Source organism: Floridaenema fluviatile BLCC-F154 (assembly GCF_041929135.1).
GTDB lineage: Bacteria > Cyanobacteriota > Cyanobacteriia > Cyanobacteriales > Aerosakkonemataceae > Floridanema > Floridanema fluviatile.
In genome coordinates this window covers 1-22,314 of record NZ_JBHFNS010000016.1, presented here as the reverse complement: position 1 = coordinate 22,314, position 22,314 = coordinate 1, and the positions used below count along the sequence as shown (strand labels likewise).

General features: G+C 40.7%; 15 protein-coding genes and 1 pseudogene. 8 read left to right on the top strand and 8 right to left on the bottom strand.

Annotation, left to right across the window (positions count from 1 at the left end; translation table 11 throughout):
• Positions 1-13 precede the first annotated feature (13 nt).
• Both ACE1B6_RS01670 and ACE1B6_RS01665 read right to left on the bottom strand, forming a co-directional pair.
• Positions 14-916, bottom strand: coding sequence for a calcium-binding protein (locus tag ACE1B6_RS01670; RefSeq protein WP_413255496.1), 903 nt, complete (start codon positions 914-916; stop codon positions 14-16).
• Positions 917-1,111: 195 nt separating this feature from the next.
• Positions 1,112-1,489 (bottom strand): histidine kinase, encoded by a 378-nt coding sequence (locus ACE1B6_RS01665; protein ID WP_413255495.1) that lies wholly within the window; start codon positions 1,487-1,489, stop codon positions 1,112-1,114.
• Positions 1,490-1,725: 236 nt separating this feature from the next.
• Between ACE1B6_RS01665 and gifA the strand changes: the two genes are divergently transcribed.
• The 8 genes from gifA (at position 1,726) to ACE1B6_RS01625 (ending at position 17,567) form a co-directional block, all read left to right on the top strand.
• Positions 1,726-1,923, top strand: a complete 198-nt coding sequence (gifA, locus tag ACE1B6_RS01660) for a glutamine synthetase inactivation factor IF7A (RefSeq protein WP_413255494.1) — start codon at positions 1,726-1,728, stop codon at positions 1,921-1,923.
• 579 nt (positions 1,924-2,502) lie between these two features.
• Positions 2,503-4,704 (top strand): polysaccharide biosynthesis/export family protein, encoded by a 2,202-nt coding sequence (locus tag ACE1B6_RS01655; RefSeq protein WP_413255493.1) that lies wholly within the window; start codon positions 2,503-2,505, stop codon positions 4,702-4,704.
• A 175-nt stretch (positions 4,705-4,879) separates the two neighbouring features.
• Positions 4,880-7,186 carry a GumC family protein gene (locus ACE1B6_RS01650; RefSeq protein ID WP_413255492.1) on the top strand — a complete coding sequence of 769 codons (2,307 nt, stop codon included), beginning with the start codon at positions 4,880-4,882 and terminating at the stop codon, positions 7,184-7,186.
• Between the two features lie 101 nt (positions 7,187-7,287).
• Positions 7,288-9,705 (top strand): GH116 family glycosyl hydrolase, encoded by a 2,418-nt coding sequence (locus ACE1B6_RS01645; RefSeq protein WP_413255491.1) that lies wholly within the window; start codon positions 7,288-7,290, stop codon positions 9,703-9,705.
• A gap of 836 nt (positions 9,706-10,541) precedes the next feature.
• Positions 10,542-13,700 (top strand): ABC transporter transmembrane domain-containing protein, encoded by a 3,159-nt coding sequence (locus ACE1B6_RS01640; RefSeq protein ID WP_413255490.1) that lies wholly within the window; start codon positions 10,542-10,544, stop codon positions 13,698-13,700.
• A 527-nt stretch (positions 13,701-14,227) separates the two neighbouring features.
• On the top strand, positions 14,228-16,057 hold the full coding sequence (locus tag ACE1B6_RS01635; protein WP_413255489.1) for an HlyD family efflux transporter periplasmic adaptor subunit: 1,830 nt from the start codon (positions 14,228-14,230) through the stop codon (positions 16,055-16,057).
• 65 nt (positions 16,058-16,122) lie between these two features.
• On the top strand, positions 16,123-16,602 hold the full coding sequence (locus ACE1B6_RS01630) for a HetP family heterocyst commitment protein (protein WP_413255488.1): 480 nt from the start codon (positions 16,123-16,125) through the stop codon (positions 16,600-16,602).
• Between the two features lie 212 nt (positions 16,603-16,814).
• The gene (locus ACE1B6_RS01625; RefSeq protein WP_413255487.1) at positions 16,815-17,567 is read left to right on the top strand and encodes a peptidylprolyl isomerase; all 753 of its coding nucleotides are present in this window, start codon (positions 16,815-16,817) and stop codon (positions 17,565-17,567) included.
• A gap of 56 nt (positions 17,568-17,623) precedes the next feature.
• Here ACE1B6_RS01625 and ACE1B6_RS01620 read toward each other — a convergent pair whose 3' ends face one another.
• The 6 genes and pseudogenes from ACE1B6_RS01620 to ACE1B6_RS01595 form a co-directional block, all read right to left on the bottom strand.
• Entirely contained in the window at positions 17,624-18,532 is a 909-nt protein-coding gene (locus tag ACE1B6_RS01620) for an ATP-grasp domain-containing protein (protein WP_413255486.1), read from the bottom strand.
• A gap of 15 nt (positions 18,533-18,547) precedes the next feature.
• Complete coding sequence (locus tag ACE1B6_RS01615) at positions 18,548-18,892, bottom strand: hypothetical protein (RefSeq protein ID WP_413255485.1); 345 nt, start codon at positions 18,890-18,892, stop codon at positions 18,548-18,550.
• A gap of 509 nt (positions 18,893-19,401) precedes the next feature.
• The gene (locus tag ACE1B6_RS01610; protein WP_413255484.1) at positions 19,402-21,168 is read right to left on the bottom strand and encodes a GNAT family N-acetyltransferase; all 1,767 of its coding nucleotides are present in this window, start codon (positions 21,166-21,168) and stop codon (positions 19,402-19,404) included.
• A gap of 74 nt (positions 21,169-21,242) precedes the next feature.
• Positions 21,243-21,569 (bottom strand): TonB-dependent receptor, encoded by a 327-nt coding sequence (locus ACE1B6_RS01605; RefSeq protein WP_413255483.1) that lies wholly within the window; start codon positions 21,567-21,569, stop codon positions 21,243-21,245.
• A 158-nt stretch (positions 21,570-21,727) separates the two neighbouring features.
• Positions 21,728-22,030 carry a hypothetical protein gene (locus ACE1B6_RS01600; RefSeq protein ID WP_413255482.1) on the bottom strand — a complete coding sequence of 101 codons (303 nt, stop codon included), beginning with the start codon at positions 22,028-22,030 and terminating at the stop codon, positions 21,728-21,730.
• A gap of 95 nt (positions 22,031-22,125) precedes the next feature.
• A pseudogene (locus tag ACE1B6_RS01595) lies at positions 22,126-22,314 on the bottom strand (hypothetical protein); the annotation flags it as partial.

Here is a 22,314-nt window from a genome sequence, read left to right as displayed (position 1 = left end):
CGGAAGTCCCGAACTAAGCTTCCGTAAAGTTAAACAAAGCGGCATTTACTTGAACCAGGCTTTGATTGAGGACGACACCGAGAAAAGAGCCATTGGCGCTAAGGCGAATTGCTGTACCTTGAATGACACCGCTAGTGGCAAACTCATTGATGTTGATTAGACCGGATTCCTGGGCGGCTTGTAGTTCAGGGGATAATTGATTGATAAAATCAGCAACAGAAATAGAGGCGAATTGTTGTAAGGCTAGCGAGCCAATCCCTCCTGTAAAGTTGGTAATGCCTATTTTATCGCCGGGGGAAAAGTCTAAGATTAAATCTGCTTCGGATAATTCGTTGGCTTGGCTATCTCCTCGAAGGACGAATACATCTGTTGTGCCTACTTCTGCAATACCACCACTGAGGACATCTTGACCAAGATCTCCAATCAGGGTATCGGAACCTTCTTCACCAAGTAGGAGATCTACATCTTTTCCGCCCCGGATGATGTCGTTTCCTTTGCCGCCTACAAGATAATCGTTGTCTTGATTACCGTTGATGAAGTCGTCTCCTTCTTGTCCAAAGATGGTGTCGTTTCCGGTGCCACCGTAAATGCTGTCGGCTAAATCTGAGAATTGGTTGTTAAAATCGCCGCCGTAGAGGATGTCATCTCCGATATCACCGGAAAAGAAGTCGTTGCCTTGTTCTCCGGCGATGGTATCGTTTCCTTTGCCGCCAAAGATGGTGTCGTTGCCTTTTCCTAAGATTAAGCGATCGTCTCCTTGGTTGCCGTTAACGATGTCTGCTTGGTCCGATCCTATGACTGTATCGTTTCCGGCTAAGGCTAGTAAACCACCAGGTAAGGTATCTAGTAATCCGGTCTCGATCGTAAACTCATCTGCCAGGTCTGTTAAGACAAAAAATGGTGGGCTGGCTGGCATTTTTTACTCCCCTTTATATCAAAAAAAGTGTGAGCTAATCCTTAATAGTTATATTCGGCTTTTTATAAATAATAGTAGGGAAGAAGGAAAGGCAAAAAGCAACATTTAATATTGGAAGTTTGCCTTTCTAGTTTAATGATTAATTTATCACGAGAAGATTCCCCTTACAGCATAGCTTGACTGAAAAAGTCAAGTTTAACGATTTTCTGTAGCTAGTTCGCGACAGGCTGGGATGCCTAAATTGGGATTGCTGCGATACTCATCACTGGGAATCAAAACGTTAATCTGGCGATTCATCTGAATGAAGTAGATGTATTCCACGTCTGGGGCGTAGTTGATTCCGACTCGCAGGTTGGAAAAATCGTCTTCACAAATTTCATAGCCAAATCTGACCACTATTTGAGCGGCTAAACATTCTGGGGTATCGCCGTACTCGCCACAGGTTTCTCTTTCTTCCCAAAACTTTTTTAAGAATGGTTCGAGGATCGGTAGGACTTTGTTAGGTGCGCCGTTTCTGCTGGCGTAGACGATTACCGGATTGCTTTCTACAACAATATGACAAGATGTAGCCATTTTCTTTAAATCAGGAGTTTCCCAATTTAGGGTAGCGTCCTTTGATATTCGTGCGGTAGAGGAATTTTACATAAAACTAGGGAATCAGGTCTTTTTGATTCCTAGATCCCAAAGCGATCCCAAAGATTAAGGTAAATTTTTGTAAAAATAAGGCATTTTGTAGCTTTAGTTACAGAATTTTCTGATATCTTAAATAGTGAAGGTATAACGAACAAGTTCAACGAGGAGAAAAAGTCATGTCTGCACAAGAACAAGCTCGGTCTTTGATGTTGCGCCATCACCATTTGATTAAAAATCGCCAGCAATCGATGCTAGGTCGGGCGGCAGCGGAAATGGGGATGTCTGTAGATGTAGATAATTGGGTTCATACTCAAGGAAAACTGGAACCTTCTTTCCGGGCGACTTACGATCGCAGTAATGCTTCTTTAAGCTAGGAATTTTCAGTCTGACAATTTTGCCATTCGTTTAAGATATTCACTTACTGATTCAGTCATTTTGTTAACAATTGCCATATTACTTTCGGCGTTCTTGGGAAAAAAGAACGCCTTTGAATTTTTGGGAACAATGAACAATAAATTAAATTCTCTATTTTCCGGGACAAGATTAGACTAATTTGCTGGAAATGTGGCAGCATATCTAGAGGTACTGGGGTGTTAGCTCTGTTAGTTTGTGTGAGGCAACATAGTTGGGAAACTACCATTGAATTGAGTGTATGCCTGCAAAGGAGGGATGAGCATTTTGGTAATGGTACAACTCAAAGCAGATTCAGCAGAATTTACCCCAATAGCTGATGGGTTAAAATCTAGTTTGGCTGAAAAACAGCAGAAGATCGGCTATATTTTTTTGGCACATTTCCCAAAAATATGTATTAAATACCTACGGCATAAAAAGAAGTTAAAAAGGTTGTATAAGTTGTGGAAGGCAGATAATTATGCGTTCTGGAACTGTAGAACCTGATTTTTCTATCTACTACTGACAACAAAAGCAAAATTTTTAGTCACACTGTTAAAGTAATGTTGAAAAATTCGCTCGATCCAACGAACAGCTTACCAACAAAACACAATAGAACTGTTAAACTGTCGTTGGTTAACCAGAAGACTTTGGTAGTTGCTTTATCTTTGTTAGCGTTGACTGTTCCCCAAGTGGGGTGGGCGCAAGCACCCGGAAGAACGTTGAATACTTGTCCGCCAGGAGGGAGTGGTCGTTTTCAGCCGGAACCTGCTTATACTTTAGGGGCGGGCGATCGCATTGGCTTAGATATCTTTAACGTTCCTGAATATAGTCGAGAATATCAGGTTTTGGTGAATGGGACAGTTAATTTGGCGCTGATTGGAAGCGTTTCACTTCAAGGTTTAACTTTAGAACAAGCTTCTAATTTAATTTCTTCGCGGTATGCCCGATTTTTGCGAAGACCGATCGTAACTGTTAATTTAGTAGCACCGCGACCTGTACAAGTAGCGATCGCGGGAGAAGTAAATCGTTCTGGTTCTTACGTAATTCCCCTGACTGGTGCAGGTGCAGGTGGTGCTGGGGGTGCAGGTTTTCAACTACCAACATTATCTCAAGCCTTGGCGTTAGCCGGGGGAATTACCCAGTCAGCGAATTTGCGCCAAGTAAGATTATTAAGACCGGGTTTTGGGACAATTAACCTCAACGTTTTAGGGCTAGTAACTAGAGGTGAACTTTGCGAAAATATTACCTTGCGGGATGGAGATAGTATATTTATTCCCACGGCAACCGATATTAATTTAACCACAGCCCAAGATATTGCGACATCGAATGTCGCACCAACACAAAACGTACCGTTAAATGTTTTAGTTGCCGGAGAAGTGATTCGTCCGGGGCCAGTAATCGTGCAACCAGACCAAACAGGAGCTTTGCCTACTATATCACGGGCGATTCAAGTGGCTGGAGGTGTAACTCAAGCGGCGGATCTCAGTGAAGTGCGGTTGCGTCGTTTTACCAGGGGGGGCAGAGAGCAGATTGTTGAGGTAAATTTGAATCAAGTTTTGCAGGGTGGCGATCGCCGTCAGGATTTGATTTTACAACAGGGTGATACGATCGTGATTCCCACTGCACCCCAGATTAATGCCGATCGCAGTTTTAATATTACTAATAGTACTTTGGCTCCTGCCCAAAACCAGCCAATTAATATAGTTGTGGTGGGGGAAGTGACTCGTCCTGGCCCTTATACTGTACAACCAACCCAAACTGGATCGCCGCCTACTTTGTCACGGGCACTACAAGCAGCTGGGGGAATTAACCAAACTGCGGATATTACGCAAGTGCAGTTGCGCCGGATTACTCGCAATGGCAATATCCAGACAACTACCATAAATTTACAAGAATTGTTGCAAGGAGGCGATCGCCGTCAGGATATCTTTTTGCAAGAAGGAGATTCGATCGTCGTACCTACAGCTACAGCACCATTACCTGCTGCGACTTCTTTAGAAATTATCTCTTCTAGTATTGCTGCCGATCCTTCCCAACCTTTGAACGTTGCTGTAGTGGGCGAAGTACAACGTCCCGGTACTTATCTAATTCAACCATTTAGACCAGCGCAGGGTGTACAGGGGGCGCTACCTTCTTTTGCGGGATTACCTACTTTGTCGCAAGCGATTCAACAAGCGGGGGGAATTACCCAAATGGCGGATATTCGCCGGATTGAAATTCGCCGTAATACTAGGTTAGGAACTCAACAAATTTTAGTTTCTAATTTCTGGCAATTGTTGCAATCGGGCGATCGATCGCAAGACCTAATCTTACAACAAGGAGATACAATCTTCGTCCCTACGGCCCAAGACGTTAACCCCTCAGAAGCCCCGCAAATTGCCTCAAGTAGCCTTTCACCAGCTACCATTCGGGTGAATGTAGTCGGAGAAGTTATCAGACCTGGTATTTTACAAGTACCACCGAATACTTCTTTAAACCAAGCAGTACTGGCAGCAGGAGGTTTTAGCCCAACTCGCGCCCGGACATCCTTTGTTCAATTACTCCGTTTAAATCCCAATGGAACAGTCACCAAACGGAATGTCAGTATTAATTTTTCTAGAGGAATCAATGAAGACGGCAACCCGATTCTTCGGGATAATGACGTGATTGTAGTGAATCGATCTTTTGCAGCAGAAGTTACGGATGGATTGAGGATTTGGTTAGATCCGATTAGTAATTTCTTCTCAATCTTTAACTTAATCCGTATTTTTGAATCTCTCTAGGAGGATATTGATAACTTTGAGTTAAAGAGGCGAAGCGAAAACCTAAAAGTAACAAGTCCAAAGTAAAAAAAGAATTAGCAAGTATTTTTCTACTTTGGACTTTGACCTTTAATGCTTGACTTGTTATTGACGGGACAATTGACATAATAGTACTGACAAAGGGAACAGCTTGAAGATGAAAATTAAACCATACAGTCAACCCATATTTCCCAATAATAGTAATCAAGGGAAAAATCCTCATTCTTTACCATACATTTATCCAGAACAGGGATATGAAGAAGATGTTAATAAGCTAGAATTAAGGCAATTTTTGGGAATTTTGCGTCGTCGCGCTTTAGTTGTGGTTAGTGTAGCGATCGCTGTAACAACAGTAGTGGGAACTAGAACTTGGAATACACCACCTTTGTATGAAGGACAGTTTCGGGTTTTAGTAGAACCAATTACCGCAGAAACTAAAGTAGCACAAAATTTCGGTGCAATTGTTTATTCTGTTTTAGATTACGACACTCAAACTGAAGTGTTACGCAGTCCCAGTGTCATGGATTCAATAGTTAAAAAAATTCAAGCTGAATATCCAGAAATCAACTATGGTTCCTTGATGCAAAATTTGGTAATTAGCCGTTTGGGACAAACAAAAATTATTGAAGTGCGCTATCAAGATACCGAACCTAAAAGGGCAGAGAAAATTTTAAAATACGTTGCTGATGGTTACTTGGATTATAGTCGGCTACAGCGGCAAACGGATGTCCGCCAAGGAATTGATTTTGTGAAACAACAGTTACCCAATTTGCAAGAACGGGTAAATGCGTTACAGGCAAGATTACAAAAGTTTCGCCAAGAATATAATTTTATTGACCCGGAACAAAAGGCGCAAGAATTAGGAACGCGGATTTCGGGAATTGAAACCCAACAAATCGAAGCAAATACTAAGTTAAATGAGTTGCGATCGCTCTACACTTTATTACAAACACAGTTAGGCTTACAGCCAAATGAGGCAATTGTAGCCTCGGCTTTGAGTGAAGCTCCCAGGTATCAAAAACTACTCACAGAATTGCAAGATGTAGAAACTAAGCTGGCAACAGAATCGGTGAGATTCACAGAAGCTAGCCCTAATATTCAAGCACTTAAGGAAAAAAGACAAAGGCTGTTACCTTTGATTGCTCAAGAAACCCAAAGAGTAATAGGAACTAGCATTTCTCCGAATACAGTCAATACCCAAAGACTAAGTAATCAAAACTCGGTTCGCTTAAACTTAACTCAGCAATTTGTGGAAGCAACAAATCAAATCAAAGTTTTAGAAGTGCGGAATCAAGCATTAAAACGTGCCGAGCAATTATTAGTTCAAGAATTTAAACAAATGCCAATCCGCGCTCGTCAATACACAGATTTACAGCGAGAATTAAAGGTAACAACCGAAAGCTTATTGAGGTTTTTATCTACTAGGGAAAACTTGGAAATTGAAGCGGCGCAAAAGGCAACACCTTGGCAATTAATTGCGGCTCCTAGTCAGATTTATCCTCTTTCTCCTGACAAATATCGTAATTTAATCTTAGGCGTAGTTGCGGGCTTACTGTTAGGTACTGGGGCAGCTTGGTTAGCCGAAATGCTTGATAATGTATTCCATTCTGCGGAAGACTTAAAAAACCAAACTGGAATGCCTTTATTAGGAGTAGTTCCCTTTAGTAAAGCGTTGAAAAAACTTGCTGCTGGAGAAACTTCTGAGGCAAATGCTTTATTATTACCAGAGGGAGAAAGCGCAGCTATTGCTCAAGATAATAAATTATATTCTCGGTATAATGCTTCTCAATTTGTGGAATCTTTCCGTTCGCTTTATACTAATATCCGTCTTTTAACTACGGATATGCCAATCCAAAGTTTAGTAATTAGTTCATCGACTCCCGCAGAAGGAAAAACAGTTATATCGATACATTTGGCTCAAGCGGCAGCGGCAATGGGACAAAGAGTGTTATTAGTAGATGCTGATTTACGCCGTCCCCAAATTCACAAAAGATTGGATGTACCTAATATGCGGGGATTAACTAATTTAATCTCTTCGGAAGACCTGGATTTTCATGAGGTAATTCAAAATTGCCCGGAGGAAGAAAATTTATATATTATGACGGCAGGACAAATTCCTCCAGATCCTACTCGTTTGTTATCTTCGGAAAAAATGCAGGCTCTAATGGCTGAGTTTCAGTCAGCTTTCGACTTAGTTATTTATGACACTCCGCCTTTAGTTGGGTTTGCAGATGCTAGTATTTTGGCTACTCCTACTGATGGAGTAATTTTAGTTGTGGGACTAGGAAAAGCCGATCGTTATCCGTTAATGCAAGCGTTAGATACTTTACGAATTTCTGGAACTCCAGTTTTGGGTTTAGTTGCTAATGGAGTGAAGAGTTATACTACTCGTTGGCGTGATACTTACGATCGCTACTATAAAGTAGATCGAACAACTCCTCAGCAACTTACAACTGATGGGTAGTTATTAGTCATTAGTTATTGGTCATTTGTCAAGAATTACGATCTCTAAAAAATCGTAATTGACAACTAAAAAACCATGCTATAACAAATAACAAATGACCAATGACAAATGACAAATTACCAATGACCACTGACTCAGACAAAATTCCCCCTTACACTTGGCAACGTGCGATTGGTTTAGGTTGGGAAAACTACTACAAAGTTCGCTATGTTAGTAATTTAGATGATGGCCCTTGGCATGGTGCGCCGTTAGGTGGTTTTGGTGCAGGTTGTATTGGTCGTTCTTCGCGAGGAGATTTTAATCTTTGGCATTTGGATGCAGGAGAACATACTTTTCAAAATATTCCGGCTTGTCAATTTAGCGTGTTTGAACAGGTAGGAAATCAACCGGGAATAGCATACTCTTTGTGTACGCAGCCGCCGACTGATGGAAGTTTGTCAGCTTGGAATTGGTATCCTGAAAATAATTCGGGAACTTATCATGCGCTTTATCCGCGCAGTTGGTTTGTCTATGAAAATGTGTTTAAAGCACAGTTGATTTGCGAACAATTTTCGCCTATTTGGGCAGGTAATTATCAAGAAAGTTCTTACCCGATCGCAATTTTTAATTGGAGTATTCATAATCCTACCGACCAGCCAATTACCATTAGTATTATGCTAACTTGGCAAAATATTGTTGGTTGGTTTACTAATTATTTGAAAACTCAAGAAGTGTGGGTGCGAGATGATGGTAGTCCGGTTTATGATTATCAACCAAGGATTGGTGATAGTACGGGGAATTTTAATCAATGGATTGAGGAACAATATCGGGTTGGTTGTTTGTTGGATCGGGTAAGATTGGGTGAAGATGTGCGAGAGTCAGAGGGACAATGGGCGATCGCAACTTTGGCTAATCCCAGTTTAGAAATTTTTCACCACACCCGTTGGAATCCAGCTGGCGATGGTAATGAAATTTGGCAAACTTTTGCCCAAGATGGTTCTTTACTAGATATAGAAAATGAAATCCCCGCAGATCCAGGCGAACAAATTGGCGTAGCAATGGCAATTAGGTTAACAATTAGACCGGGAAAAACGCGCCAAATTCCGTTTATTTTAGCTTGGGATTTTCCGATTACAGAATTTGCTGATGGCATAACTTATTATCGACGTTACACAGATTTCTTTGGACGAAATGGGAAAAATTCTTGGTCGATGATTCGTACAGCTTTGAAACATTATGATACTTGGAAAGAGAGAATTTCTGATTGGCAAGAACCAATTTTGTCACAGGAAAATTTGCCGAATTGGTTTAAAATGGCGTTGTTTAATGAGTTGTATAATTTAACCAGTGGGGGGACTCTTTGGACAGCTGCTTCGGAAACCGATCCGGTTGGTCAATTTGGAATTTTAGAATGTATTGATTATCGTTGGTATGAAAGTTTAGATGTCCGGCTTTATGGTTCTTTTCCTGTAGTCATGCTCTGGCCTAAATTAGATAAAGCTGTGTTAGAGGCTTATGCTAGAGCAATTCCGTCTTTTGATAAGAAAGAGCGAATTATTGGTTACAATCAAGCGTCAGCGGTGCGGAAAATTGCTGATGCAACTCCTCATGATTTAGGCGCACCTAATGAGCATCCTTGGGAAAAAACTAATTACACTAGTTATCAAGATTGTAATTTGTGGAAGGATTTACCTTGCGATTTTGTCTTGCAAGTTTATCGCTATTTTGTATTTAGTGGAAAGAAGGATATTGAGTTTTTACAAGATAGTTTTCCCAGTATTGTTAATACCTTAGCTTATTTGAAAACTTTTGATTTGGATGGAGATGGAATTCCCGAAAATTCGGGTGCGCCGGATCAAACTTTTGATGATTGGAGGTTGCAAGGTGTGAGTGCTTATTGTGGTGGGTTGTGGTTGGCGGCTTTGCAGTGTGCGATCGCTATTTGTGATATCTTAATCCAAAACTCCCCAGCGCAGAATTGGCAAGAACAAAAGCTTATTTATCAGGGTTGGTATCAACAAGCTGAAAAGGTTTATCAAGAAAAGTTATGGAATGGGGAATATTATCGCTTAGATAGTGATAGTAATTCTGATGTGGTGATGACCGATCAATTGTGCGGTCAATTTTATAGTCGCTTATTAGGATTACCAGATATTGTCCCTCCAGAATGTACCATTAGTGCTTTAAAGAAAATTTATGATTCCTGTTTCTTAAAGTTCAATAATTTACAAGCAAGCCAGCAATTTCCTAATTTACCCCTTGGCGCTGCTAACGGTGTTAAACCCGATGGTTCTCCAGAAAACCCCAATGCTACTCATCCGTTAGAGGTATGGACAGGAATTAATTTTGGTGTATCTGCATTAATGTGGCAAATGGGAATGCAACAGGAAGCCAGTAAAATTACTGAAGCAGTAGTGCAGCAAATTTATCAAAATGGTTTACAGTTCCGCACACCGGAAGCAATTACTGCTGCTGGAACTTTTCGCGCTAGTTATTATTTAAGAGGAATGGCTATTTGGGCGATTTATGCAGTTATTTGACATCCTCCCCGGCGTGAACGCACGGGGATTCCCAGAATCACTTCTGAGATTTCCTCTTTCGCCGAGTTGATTTACTTGGCTGAGTTTCCCCATCCAAGCAGAGATCGTTCTCTCCAGAGGCGGTAACTCATTTTTTTAGAAAGAATTTACGATAAAATTGACGCGATCGCTCTCAACCTGGTATAAATGATGCGATCGCTGTTTAGTTTAATTTCTTAAGCTGGTCTTTACCCACAACCGGATTTTTTAACTTCTCCAAATAGTTTCTTACTTAAGATGGATGGCAATTTAGGCAATCTCTGCAATTGCTGATAAATTTGATTGTTAAATGAGAGTTTCCGTACTTTCTGTAATCTAGAACAGCTTTTTGTGAAATCTTTATAAAGATAATTTAAAGTTTTGATGAAGCAAACTTAGTCTTTGTAAAAAGTTTATTAAAGTTGTGCTTTGCTCTTGACAAAACCTCATCTGATTTACTTAAGTAAGTATTATTGAACGTTTATGAGCTAGGAGCCATAATTCCACCTACTCGATCGGTAAAACCTATTTCCCTAGATGCTTTACTTAATTTAAGGATTCCTCTATTGATTCCATGATGGTTTTCTCCAGCCTTTTAAGTGCTTCAGCAAGGGAAAATTGGTTAACTAGATTATCAAATTTAAATTTTGCTATGTAGAGTTGAGCAAATTTGTCATAGCGAATCCGCTTTAGATAAATCTTTTTCCTGCTCTTTAGTTATTCTTCAAACAAAAATTTTCAAATCCTAGAGACCTTGTGTTTAAATCTGTAACCCAAATTTAACTAAGGCAACTGAGTGAACGTGAGAGTTTTTCATCATGAATCAGTTTTCCCAAACTCCTTCAAAGAGTCAAAATCTCCAGAGTGCAGAACCAAAGCTTTCCGCAGTCAACAAGCTGTTAAATGAAGCTCAACTAGATCTCGATCTAGCTCTGGACTTCAGTGAATCCTTAAATTTGGCTCATTTTCAGCTAGGAGAGTTGATCTATGTCAATAAAAACACAAAGTCAGAAAATTGTGATGTTCATACTGAACATAATAAGCACAATTTTTATTTAGTGTGCCAGGGTAAAGTAAGGTTACTAAGTTGGGATAAACAAAGGCAAAGAGAGTTATCAGTTCAAGTGTTAGAAGCGGGAGAAACCTTTGGTGCAGAGGAGTTATTTTGCCCTAGTGAAGATGAGCAAGGTAACTTTCAATGTTTACCTTATAAGGCGATCGCAGCCAGTGACAGTCAAGTAGCAAATTTATCAATTGAACAACTGTCTTCTTGGTTGGAAAGATTAGCTGACTTGCGCGAATATTTGCGACAACAAACCCAGCGGAGACACTGCCAAATCTTTCTGAAAACTGCTACAGACTTGCGCTGTTTACCCAGTCATGTACTAAGGGAACTTTTACCGTACTTAACACCATTACGGGTTAGTGCTGGTGAGTCCTTAGTCAAAGCAACTCCACCTGATGCTGGTAGGTACTGGCTTTATCGGGGTCAGTTGAGTGGCACAGCAGAAGACTCAATAGGATTATCTTGGGGATATCCAGATTCAAAATTACCAGATGCCACGCTAGAGACAGATTCATTAATTTACTATTTAGCTAAAGAGAATTGGCAAATTGCACAAAGCATTGCGCCAAAGTACTTTCAAACATCGGCAGATCCGATTTCTAGCAGCGGACACCAGGTAAATCAAGGAACAAACAAAAAGCAGCGTAAAGCAGAGATCCGAACAATTGTTTCCTCTGCTATTCCCAGTCCAGAAACAGCAGTTGCCAATACCCCGAATGAATCAGTTGATTTTCCCAAACCAATTAAACGGTTTCACTGGCCTTGGCAACGCTATCCTTTAGTTTTGCAGCAAAGCTCCTCGGATTGCGGCGCTGCTTGCCTTGCCATGATTAGCCAATATTGGGGGAAACGGTTTAGCTTAAACTACCTGCGAAACTTGGCTGGGGTGGGGCGGGATGGTGCTTCCTTGACCAAAGGTTTAGCTAAAGCAGCGGAAAACTTGGGATTTATGGCTCGTCCGGTGCGGGCATCTTTCGGCAAGTTAGCTGAGCAACAAAATCCCTGGATTGCACATTGGCAGGGGATTCACTACGTTGTAGTTTATCGCTGTAAAGGCAACCGGGTTTTAATTGCCGATCCTGCCAAGGGTAAATTTACCATTTCCCGTCAAGAGTTTGTCCAGAATTGGAGTGGCTATGCACTGCTGCTCGATCCTACGCCGCGCTTGAAAAATGCGGAATCTCAGAAAATTTCTCTGGGTAAATTCGTAGGTGCTTTGCTTCCTTACCGTTACCTGATTGGGCAAGTTATCTTTGCTTCTTTGCTGCTCCAGATTTTCGGCGTGATTACCCCACTATTTACCCAAATTATTCTCGATCAGGTGGTGGTAAACAAAAGTCTGGCTACTTTGAATGTGTTTATTTTAGGGCTACTGCTGTTTAATCTTTGGAGTCTTTGTCTTGGTGTCACTCGACAATATCTGTTGGATTATTTTTCTAATCGATTTGACTTGACTTTAATTGGTGGTTTTGTCAGCCATACGCTGTCGTTACCGCTGAGGTTTTTTGAGTCGCGCCGAGTCGGGGATATCATTACGCGGGTGCAAGAGAACAGTAAGATTCAGAAGTTTCTCACCCGTCAGGTGATTTTGACTTGGCTGGATATGGTGATGGGGTTTGTTTATGTTGGGCTGATGCTGTATTACAATTTCCGCCTGACTTTGTTGGTGTTAGCTTTAATTCCACCGATCGCGATTTTGACATTAGTAGCTACACCGCTGCTGCAAAAAATGTCTCGCGAAATTTTTAACGAATCCGCCGAGCAGAACAGCTTGTTGGTAGAAATGCTGACGGGTGTGGCGACGGTGAAAGCAATGGCAGCGGAACGTGAGATTCGCTGGCGTTGGGAAGACCGCTTTACCAGTACTTTGAATGTGGTTTTTAAAACTCAAAAACTGGGCTATGTTTTGCAATCGACGAGTAGCTTGATTAATTCTTTTGGGAGTACGGCTTTGTTGTGGTTCGGCGCTACTTTGGTGATTCAAGACGAGCTAACGATCGGTCAGTTTGTCGCTTTCAATATGATGATTGGTAAGGTAATCGGCCCAGTGTTAGCGGTGGTGGGAATCTGGAATCAAATGCAAGAAGTGTTGATTTCCGTCGAACGGCTCAATGATGTGTTTGAGGCTGAGCCCGAAGAAACTCCCGGTAAACCGATGCTGACTTTGCCGAGACTGCGGGGAGAGGTGCAATTTGATAATGTGACTTTCCGCTATGGTTCTCAAGGGGAAAAGAATACGCTGCAAAATATTTCTTTTGTGGCAATGCCGGGACAAACGATCGCGATCGTCGGTCGTAGCGGTTCGGGTAAAAGTACCTTGGTGTCTATGTTACAGGGTTTTTATCATCCTGATAGCGGTCGAATTTTGGTTGATGGATATGATATTCGCCATGTTTCGCCCCAGTCTTTGCGATCGCAACTGGGAGTAGTTCCCCAAGAAACTTTCTTGTTTTCGGGGACGATTCTGGAAAACATTGCTTTATATCGTCCTGAGTTTACTTTGGAGGAAGTGACGGAGGCGGCGAAATTGGCAGAGGCGCACGCTTTTATTCAAGATTTGCCTTTGGGATATAACACTAAGGTGGGCGAACGGGGTTCGAGTCTTTCTGGGGGACAGCGACAACGGATTGCGATCGCTCGTGCTCTATTAGGTAATCCGCGAATTCTCGTACTTGACGAGGCGACGAGTTCTTTAGATACGGAATCGGAACGGCGATTTCAGCAAAATCTGGAACGTTTGAGTCGCGATCGAACTACTTTTATTATTGCCCACCGCCTTTCCACAGTGCGGAATGCTGACTGCATCCTAGTGCTAGACCGCGGCATTCTCACCGAAACGGGTAATCACGAGCAACTCATGACTCAGGGAGGTCTGTACTACCATCTCGCCCAGCAACAGCTGGTTTTGTAAGTGGATTTACGCATAAACCATTTTTAATCTTGATTTTTTCACAAAAGTACGTGATTTAAGCTATTCATGTACTAGAATGTTAGCTAGTTAAGAGCTTGGTTGTTCACAAAAGTACGTAATTGAACGTATCTAAATGAATTAGAATACTAGTCGGAGCGATAATATAGCGAACACATTCGATGCTGCTGAAAGCTCGTAGCCAAACTCTCCCAAAAAAAGTGTGAACTATAAACTGCTCTCTTTAGTTGATTAGTGTACCCAGGCAGAAATGATTAAGTAGTGGAAAACAGGTAAAAAGCTGAATATAAAAGCCTTATTTTCTTGTAACCCTCTGTCTTCTGTCTTTTGGCACTAGCGATCGTAGAACAGAATTAAAACCTTTACTTATAGCGAAGACCCTTAGTACTTACAGCGGTTCTAGTTCTGCGATGGGAGATAATTTTCTCTATTCTCTACAAACCTGGATTTAACTAGCTCGATCGCCGCTGTAAGCACAAAAATTGCGTTTGTAACAGTAAGGTCATAGTATGCAAAGAATAATCAAGCAAATTTCTGCATTGATGAAGAAAAGGCAGATTGCTTCACAGATAAATTTTTCTGACAATTTGGAGGACTCCGAAGGAGCGGCAATCTACGGAGGGATAGCTACAGCAGAGTACTCAGCAACATCGAATCGCCAGACAACAATAGAAGAAAAGAATAGCCTTGAGTCAGCAGAAAATTCTGCTGTCAACATCCCAGCGTTGAATAACTGGTCTACCTCGTTGCAAAATGTGTTGGATCAACCTCCATCATCCCTACCTTTTCGGATGATGTTGGCAGGGATGACTTTTTGTCTTGCTTTTGGTACTTGGGCAACATTAGGGCAGATTGAAGAAGTGGGACACGCTCAAGGATTGTTAGTACCCGAAGGAGAAGCTTTAAAAGTTAACCCAGTGGTATTGGGTAAAGTTGCTCGCATAGCGGTTAAGGAAGGTGAGACGGTAAAAGCAGGTCAAGTGTTGCTGGAACTGGATAACCAAATTGCCCGGAGTGAAGTCGAGCGTTTGGAAAAAGAGCGAGCATCTTATCAAACTCAGTTACTTCAGACAGAAGCTTTGATGGAAAAAACCCGTTTGGAAGCGCAAAGTCATCAAGACATTGCTGCTGCTAGGGAAAAGGGGCAGTTGGCGACGATCGCCCAAGCCGAAGAAAAAATTCGCACGACTACTGAATTGCTAGCCCAATTGCAAAGGGAAGCGGAAGCATACAAAGGGAGAAGGGATAAATTGGCTCCGCTAGCAGCGATGTCCGAAAAACTACTGAAACAATTAGAGGTGGATGCCCTATCCTCGAAAGCTCGATGGCAGCAGGTAAAACCGCTGACAGCTACCACTGAAGACTTGCTGAAAAAACTACAGGTGGATGCGGATGCGGCGAAGGAACGAGTGGAACGACTGAGACCGCTAGTGGAACAAGGTGCTTTGCCTAAAGAACGTTTGGCTGATTTGGAGCAAGCTTGGCGCGATCGCCAAAGGGCGGTGATGGAAGCTAAGTTGGCACAAGATAATAATCTGAAGGCACAAGTTTTTCAAGCTGAGCAAAGTTGGCAGGATCGGCAACGGGCAATTATCCAAACGCAGTTACAACAAGACACTAGCGTTAAAGAACAGCTGTTTCAAGCCCAGCAGGCTTGGCGCGATCGGCAGAGGTCTATTATTCAACGCCAAAGTGACTTGCAACAAGCCAAATCGGAATTAAACCGCCTCCTAGCCGAGCAAAAGCAGAATCAAGCAGAAGCTCAGACAACTAAATTGCAGGATCAGCAGAAATTTGACCAGCTAGAACTGCAAAAAACCCAAATTCAAGCCAAAATCACTCAAACTGAACAACTGCTCAATCAAGCTAAAACTCAGTTAAAACAGTTGACTTTCACTGCTCCCGTTGATGGAGTTGTATCTTCGCTGAATGTTCGCAATCCCGGCGAGGTAGTTCAACCGGGACAAACTGCGATCGAGTTGGCTCCCGAAGATGCACCTTTAGTTTTGTTAGCTAAGTTGCCTAACCATGAAGCAGGGTTCGTAAAAACTGGGATGCCAGTAAAAGTCAAGTTAGATGCTTATCCCTATCAGGATTACGGAATTATCTCCGGGAAAGTACGGACTATTTCCCCAGATGCTAAACCAGATGAGCGATTCGGTGCAGTTTATCGCGTGGAAGTGGAGTTAGAGCGCAATTTTGTGAAGACAAACCAGCGGAAGATTCCTTTTAAAGCTGGTCAAACTGCTACTGCGGATATTGTGATCCGTGAACGTCGGATTATCGATGTGTTATTAGATCCAATCAAGCAGATGCAACAAGGTGGTTTAGATTTATAAAGCCTTTTTTTGAAGTAGACAAAAACAAATTCCGGTTGAAATCACAAATTAGGAGCACAATTGCTATGACTCATCAAATTTCTTTTTCCAATTCAAAAGTGGATAAAGCTATGAGTGTTGAACAGTTTGAGCAAATTGTTGATGCTATCCTTAATGGTAAATATTCTTGGGCCTGTCTTTTAATTTTGCGTTTTGCTGGTTACAATCCGCTACACTATATTCCTTACCGAACTTACAATCGCTTAATGAAAGAAAACTGCCAAATTGGCAAATCCAGTCAGCCAGAAACCGATAAGATAACAACTAAACGTAAGTCATCTCCAAGCTTTGCTAAGGGGGCATCTGCTCCAGGTTGTTTAAAGGAATTTCAGGATTTAGCTTATGTTGATGCGATCGACCAGCAAAAAAGTCATCATCGGGGGGGAAGTTTTTATGACTGGGTAGAGTGGAGAAATTACGAAGTTCCGGCACTCATAGATGAGAGAGCGCCGACTAAGAATCATGATTTTTCCAGATTTATAATGTGTGAGTTTTTAGCTCATTAAACCAGGTTTTTGCTCAAATTAGAGAAACCGTGTTATACAATTAAAAATTGTGGCGTTATAGGGAGAGATAATGCTGAAAAACTCGGTTTCTCCTTCAGTTTTGAAATTTATGTAATCTGGGATTAACTATCAGCAATTAGCTTGAATTAGCTTTTAGGCGATCGAATCTACACTGATGTTGATTTGGTAAAGTTTAATCATGTCTATAAACAATGGCGAATTTAGCACAAGTAATTCCTGAACCAAACGAAATTATCCAGTTTCTCAAACAAGAGATGCTCTTAAAAGATATCTCTGAGAAAATTCTGCATCAAAAAATTATCAGTAAAACGGCTCAAGAAAGAGGAATAGTTATCACTCCAGAGGAAATCCAGGAAGAGGCAGATCTGCTACGTCGAGAAAAACGTTTAGAGAAAGCTTCAGATACACTAGCTTGGCTAGCCGATCAATTGATTTCTGCCGAGGATTTAGAAGCAAGAATTCACCAAAAACTACTAACCAAAAAATTATCCACATATTTATTTGACAAGGAAGTAGAAAAGTATTTTGCCGAACATAAACTAGATTTCGAGCAATTTACCATCTACCAAATAGTTGTTAGTTATGAGCAATTAGCTCAAGAGATTTTCTACGAAATTGAAGAAGAAGAAATCAGTTTCTATGAAGCGGCTCACTTTTATGATATCGATCAAAGAAGGCGATATTATTGTGGTTATGAAGGAAAGATGTATCGTTGGAGTTTAAACCCTGATATCGCATCAGTTGTATTTAGTGCGCCAATTGGTGAAATTATTGGCCCACTAAAAACAGAGCAAGGGTATCATTTGTTTATGGTTCAAGAATTTATTCAAGCTGAGTTAACACCTGAAACTCATCAAAGCATTATTAATAAGCTGTTTAGACAGTGGTTAGAAGGTGAGTTTAATTACTGGCTGCATAACTCTTGTGCTGTTGAAGCCAGCTAAAGGTAAGTAGTTGCGCTGTCTTCGCCTTTGTTTAGCGATAAAGTGAAACTACGTACTTATGAATTGAGTAGTAAATTGACTAGTTTTTCAGTAATGGGAAAACCAGTCTTACGTTCAAAGTGGATAAACATCGGACTGGGATTTGCTTCTAAAAATACAAACTCGCCTGTTGGTTTAATTCGCCAATCAATAGCTGTCCATTCTAACAGCAGGGCTTTGGTAATTGCTAAAGATTGTTTCCCGATGGATTCTGGTAATTCAATGGGGATTAATTCGGCGGTAAAATCTTCGCGAAAGTCTAAACTGCGACTGCGAATTTCGGCAGAATAAACGCAGTCAGCGATGACATAAGTACGAATATTTGTGCCGGGAATATATTCTTGAATTGTTACCGGAGACAGGCTAAGGACTTGACTTAATCTTTGCGGATTTAAGTGTTTTTTGGTGACAAATTGAGTATGAGCGCCGCCATAGACGGGTTTAAAAATTACTTTTTCGTGAGCTTCGGTAAATTCTGTAATACGATCGGGATTGTTACTGATTAAAGTAGCAGGAATGGTGACTCCGATTTGTTTTACTTGACTAAGTTGTAAGGGTTTTTCTTTGTGAAATTGGTAGGCTTGCCAAGAGTTAATCCAACGGGCGGGACAGGCTTGAATGAGCGATCGCAGCGTGCTCATTGCATCATTAAAAGCAACTTGTTGTTGATGGGAATCTTTTAAAGATGGAATGTAAACCCCGGAAAAATTGCGCCAAAATACACTGTGAATATCTTGAAGATTTAATTGGCGACCTCCCGGTAAGGTTAAATATCCTACCTGGGTGTCAGGTCGCCAAGTCAAACGGAGTTGTGTAGGAAATTGGTAAGTATTCAAATAATCTACTGCTGCACCAGCTTTGGTTAAAGCATTTTTAAGATGAGCAGCATGAGCATCTGAACCATCACCTAAAATTAAAATGTTCATGCTTTAGCAATCAAATTACCAACAAATAGGGAAACCACCTGCTTCAAATAAAGCTTTAGTGTAAGGACTACCACCTTCTTCATTTAGGGCTTTAGTAGTAGTAGGAAAAGGAGGATCGATGGGAATAGGTTTGTCAGGATGATCTCCGCTTTCACTTCCGGGACAAGGCGCAGAAATACAAACTATTGTATCACCACCTTCTTCACCGAAAGCTTCAGTTGTACCACCTTCTTCACCGATCGCCATAGTTGTCATTTCAGCACCACCGATGGGGGCATTTTGTTCATCTGTTAGCGGTTCGGAAAAATCCAAATCTATGAGTTCTAGTTCGGCTGGATCTAGATCAAAGGGATGTTTCATAAATCCTCCTAGTTTTAAGCCCAAATTTAATTTTTCATCGCTTTTGATCTTAAGTTTAAATATTTTTTTTAGGTAATGTTGCCAGTTTGGCAGTTGATGAATGCTAAATAAGAAAAATCCAGTTTCTTGAGGTAATTAGCCAATGTGAAAGCGGAAAATTTCCTGAGAAACCGGGTTTTTAACAGCTAGGTTTAAATTTAGTGTGGTAAGTCGATCGCTATTACCTTAACAGTCTCATAAGCATAGTCTTCTCCTGTTTTAGACTTAACTTTTGTCTTAACTAGATCGAAGCCTTGGGAATAAACATCAACAGGTCCCGATCGCTAAAGCTGTTCCTGTACCATTGGCTTTGGTAACTTGACTGTTGCTTTTCAAGTCAAGATTTGTAGTAGTCAAACTTGTTCCGTTGTCAGTTGATGCAGTAGCAGTTAACCTATAAACAAACTGGATAATTATTATCCAGTTTGTTGCTCTATCTGAAAAATCTTTATTCTTGATGTTTTATACTACTAGGTATGAATGAGAACTTTTTGCTGGCTAGTGTTTGGAGTTTGAGGTTTATTTTGTTTTTGCAGCAGCAAATCCAAATTATGTCTTGCTTCGGCTAAATCTGGGTTCATGGAGATAGATTGCTGATAGTAAGCGATCGCAGTTTTTAAATCCCCTACTTGTTTAGACTTAGAGCCTAATTTTTTGTTCATTTCTGCATAATGAAGTTGTTTTTCTGGGTCAAGTTTTCCTTGAGCATAAAGTGCGTTGGCTAAGTTAACATCAGCTTCCAGACAATCAGGTTGTAATTCCAAAGCTTTTTGATAGGAGGCGATCGCATCTGACAATTTACCTTGTTGTTGGAAAGCGTAGCCAAGGTTATTGTAAACGGCGATCATGTCCGGTTGTAAAGCTAAGATTTGTTGATAGATGGCGATCGCTTCTGATAACTGATTTTGCATTTGATGTAAGTTCGCCAAACTAAATAAAGCCTTAATCGAGTTTGGCTGAATTTGAAGCAAATCTTTAAGTAAACTTTCCGCTTCTTGATACTCACCTTTTTGCCGCATTAACACCGCCAATCCATAAAGTGCATCTGGGTGATTTCTTTGAGCTTCTAAAATATGACGATATCCTTGTTCAGCTTTAGTGAGTCTATTGGAGCGATGATCTCGAACTGCAAGCTGAAATGCCAAAGCAAGAATTTCCTGAAGATCCTGTTGTTTAGGCTGACAATTTTTGCGTTTAGCTAAGAAATGCAGAAGGTGACGATCTTGCGAGCCAAAAGAATACTTATATTCCTCGTTTCCCATTAAAAAGTCGTACACTTTAAATCCATTTTGAATCGCGTATCGAATCGCATCAGCATGGAGAATAAGTCCAGGTGGAGGATTTTTACAGGTTTGATCGCGACCTGTAATCACAAACAACATGGATTTTTGCTCAAAATCAATAAAGTTAGCGATCGCCCCTAAAGGTTTATCTCCTTGCCACAAAACTGAAAGATAGAGACAGTTATTTACAAAACAATGACGTAAAATTAGCCGATAGTAATTCATGATTACGTCAAAGTTATCCCCTTTTTTATCTCTCCATCTGGATTCCCAGAACTTGAGGAGAATCTCACTATGAGAAGCGAAATTATCAGCATTCACGTAAGTAATTTTCAACTCGTTGGAACTTTCAACTTTCCTTAAAAACCGTCTAATTTTTTGTCGAGTATTTGTGCCGACATTATTTTGCAAATATTTCTCCCAGTCATCTGGTAATAATAGATAAGGAGCAACATTACTATCTGGATCTTCTGCATTTAAACTTTGAACCTGAAGCTGACTAAGTTTAAAACTGTCTCTGGAAAAACTATTCAAGAAGAGAGACATTCTTGTATCTGTTTGGAGAAAACTTTTTACATTGAAATTAGACCAGACTAACTGTTCCTGAATATAAGCAGCAAAAGCAGGAATTACCTCTTCTTCATAACCGGGCAAACAAATCAGTCCTGTGTAATCTGCCAGACTATTACCTACCATGTAAATTTCAGTTTCAAAGTTACCTCCATCCTGGTATTTTAATAACATTTTCAAAGGGAAAAACGCAATATATGATGAATCTTCGGTATCAGGTTTTGCAGCTAATATAAACCAACGCTCATGCACCATTTCCAACCATCCAGATAACCAAATCCAAGATAAAAAGAAGTGAGCCTGAGAATCAGCCGCGTATATAGAATCCCAATTCTCTCTAAGTTCCTTAAATATTGCAAAATCATCAATTAGGTCAATTTTCATGTCAAAAACCTATTTAATAAGACGATAAATAAGCTAAAAACCCAGGTTAATTAAAACCCAAGGAAGTTGATTTATTAATCATTGGAGATGAAAAGTGAAATTGAACTATCGTTGCTGAAAGATGAAGCAGTTTGGTAGTCAGAACTGGCATAAGCTTTGGCTGTTGCATCAGCTGTGCTAGAGGAAAGATAACCAACTTTTTTAACCTGTGCCTTGGTTTTAGTATTAGTATAAGTCGAGTCACCAATGGCAACTGCACCAGCACCACCTAGAGCATATTCATAACTGGTGTCTGCTAAAGTATCTGTATTAGCATAAACCTTGCCACTACCTACAACAACGCTGTGTTCGTTAATGGGTTGCAAATAACTTAAATCAGAAATGATTAATGAACTTTTCATGCCTATTTCACCAACTCTTAAGGTAATTAAATTAACCAGGGTGCGCCATAAGTTTAAAATTATGTTCCTTGCTCAAAATTATCCTGCGTGACACACCCTAACAACCAACAAGAAAATCACCTAAAATTTAATTTTCTTCCCTTATTCAAGAATTTTTCCTAAGTAGAACTCTGAGCAAAGGAGAGAGCATAGTCAACATTATTAACTTGCCCAGATGCTCCAGCAATTATTTGTTTGCCATCTAAACTGGAGATTTGATATCCGGTATTTTCCCCAGTGTCATCGCTGTATTGTTCAACCAGATATTGCCCTGTTTGTTCTGAAAATTGTTTGCCAAATGTCGGGATATAAGTCCCTAAAAAGTCAAATACAAGTAAGGAATTTGCTAATAATCCGCCTTGAACTTGACTACCATTGGCTGTTTCACAAAAGCTGAGGTCACAAATTTGTAATCTGCTCATAACGTTCTCCAAGGCAATTCAAAAAATATAGCCAGAAACTATCTCACTATTTCAGTTTCCGGCTGTTTTGAAGTAGATTAAACTGCTAATAATTATTAGTCAGCAGCAGCGATAGATACGCTGTTGGAATATTTACCTTCAATTACAGTAGCGAAGGTTTGAGTCATAGTATCGCTACCATAAGCATCAGCTTCAGCAGTAGCTAAGTTACCATCGAGGTCTACGTCTGTTGTTACGTCTTTTTTGATTTTTAGAATTTCATTGAAATAGACTTTGCTGAAGTC

What these genes read in the sequence shown, in the direction of transcription:
- ACE1B6_RS01600 (WP_413255482.1), bottom strand. Translation starts at nt 22,030, where the DNA reads ATGAGCAGATTACAAATTTGTGACCTCAGCTTTTGTGAAACAGCCAAT.
- ACE1B6_RS01670 (WP_413255496.1), bottom strand. Translation starts at nt 916, where the DNA reads ATGCCAGCCAGCCCACCATTTTTTGTCTTAACAGACCTGGCAGATGAG.
- ACE1B6_RS01645 (WP_413255491.1), top strand. Translation starts at nt 7,288, where the DNA reads ATGACAAATGACAAATTACCAATGACCACTGACTCAGACAAAATTCCC.
- ACE1B6_RS01625 (WP_413255487.1), top strand. Translation starts at nt 16,815, where the DNA reads ATGGCGAATTTAGCACAAGTAATTCCTGAACCAAACGAAATTATCCAG.
- ACE1B6_RS01650 (WP_413255492.1), top strand. Translation starts at nt 4,880, where the DNA reads ATGAAAATTAAACCATACAGTCAACCCATATTTCCCAATAATAGTAAT.
- ACE1B6_RS01605 (WP_413255483.1), bottom strand. Translation starts at nt 21,569, where the DNA reads ATGAAAAGTTCATTAATCATTTCTGATTTAAGTTATTTGCAACCCATT.
- ACE1B6_RS01620 (WP_413255486.1), bottom strand. Translation starts at nt 18,532, where the DNA reads ATGAACATTTTAATTTTAGGTGATGGTTCAGATGCTCATGCTGCTCAT.
- ACE1B6_RS01630 (WP_413255488.1), top strand. Translation starts at nt 16,123, where the DNA reads ATGACTCATCAAATTTCTTTTTCCAATTCAAAAGTGGATAAAGCTATG.
- ACE1B6_RS01615 (WP_413255485.1), bottom strand. Translation starts at nt 18,892, where the DNA reads ATGAAACATCCCTTTGATCTAGATCCAGCCGAACTAGAACTCATAGAT.
- ACE1B6_RS01665 (WP_413255495.1), bottom strand. Translation starts at nt 1,489, where the DNA reads ATGGCTACATCTTGTCATATTGTTGTAGAAAGCAATCCGGTAATCGTC.
- ACE1B6_RS01635 (WP_413255489.1), top strand. Translation starts at nt 14,228, where the DNA reads ATGCAAAGAATAATCAAGCAAATTTCTGCATTGATGAAGAAAAGGCAG.
- ACE1B6_RS01655 (WP_413255493.1), top strand. Translation starts at nt 2,503, where the DNA reads ATGTTGAAAAATTCGCTCGATCCAACGAACAGCTTACCAACAAAACAC.
- ACE1B6_RS01610 (WP_413255484.1), bottom strand. Translation starts at nt 21,168, where the DNA reads ATGAAAATTGACCTAATTGATGATTTTGCAATATTTAAGGAACTTAGA.
- gifA (WP_413255494.1), top strand. Translation starts at nt 1,726, where the DNA reads ATGTCTGCACAAGAACAAGCTCGGTCTTTGATGTTGCGCCATCACCAT.
- ACE1B6_RS01640 (WP_413255490.1), top strand. Translation starts at nt 10,542, where the DNA reads ATGAATCAGTTTTCCCAAACTCCTTCAAAGAGTCAAAATCTCCAGAGT.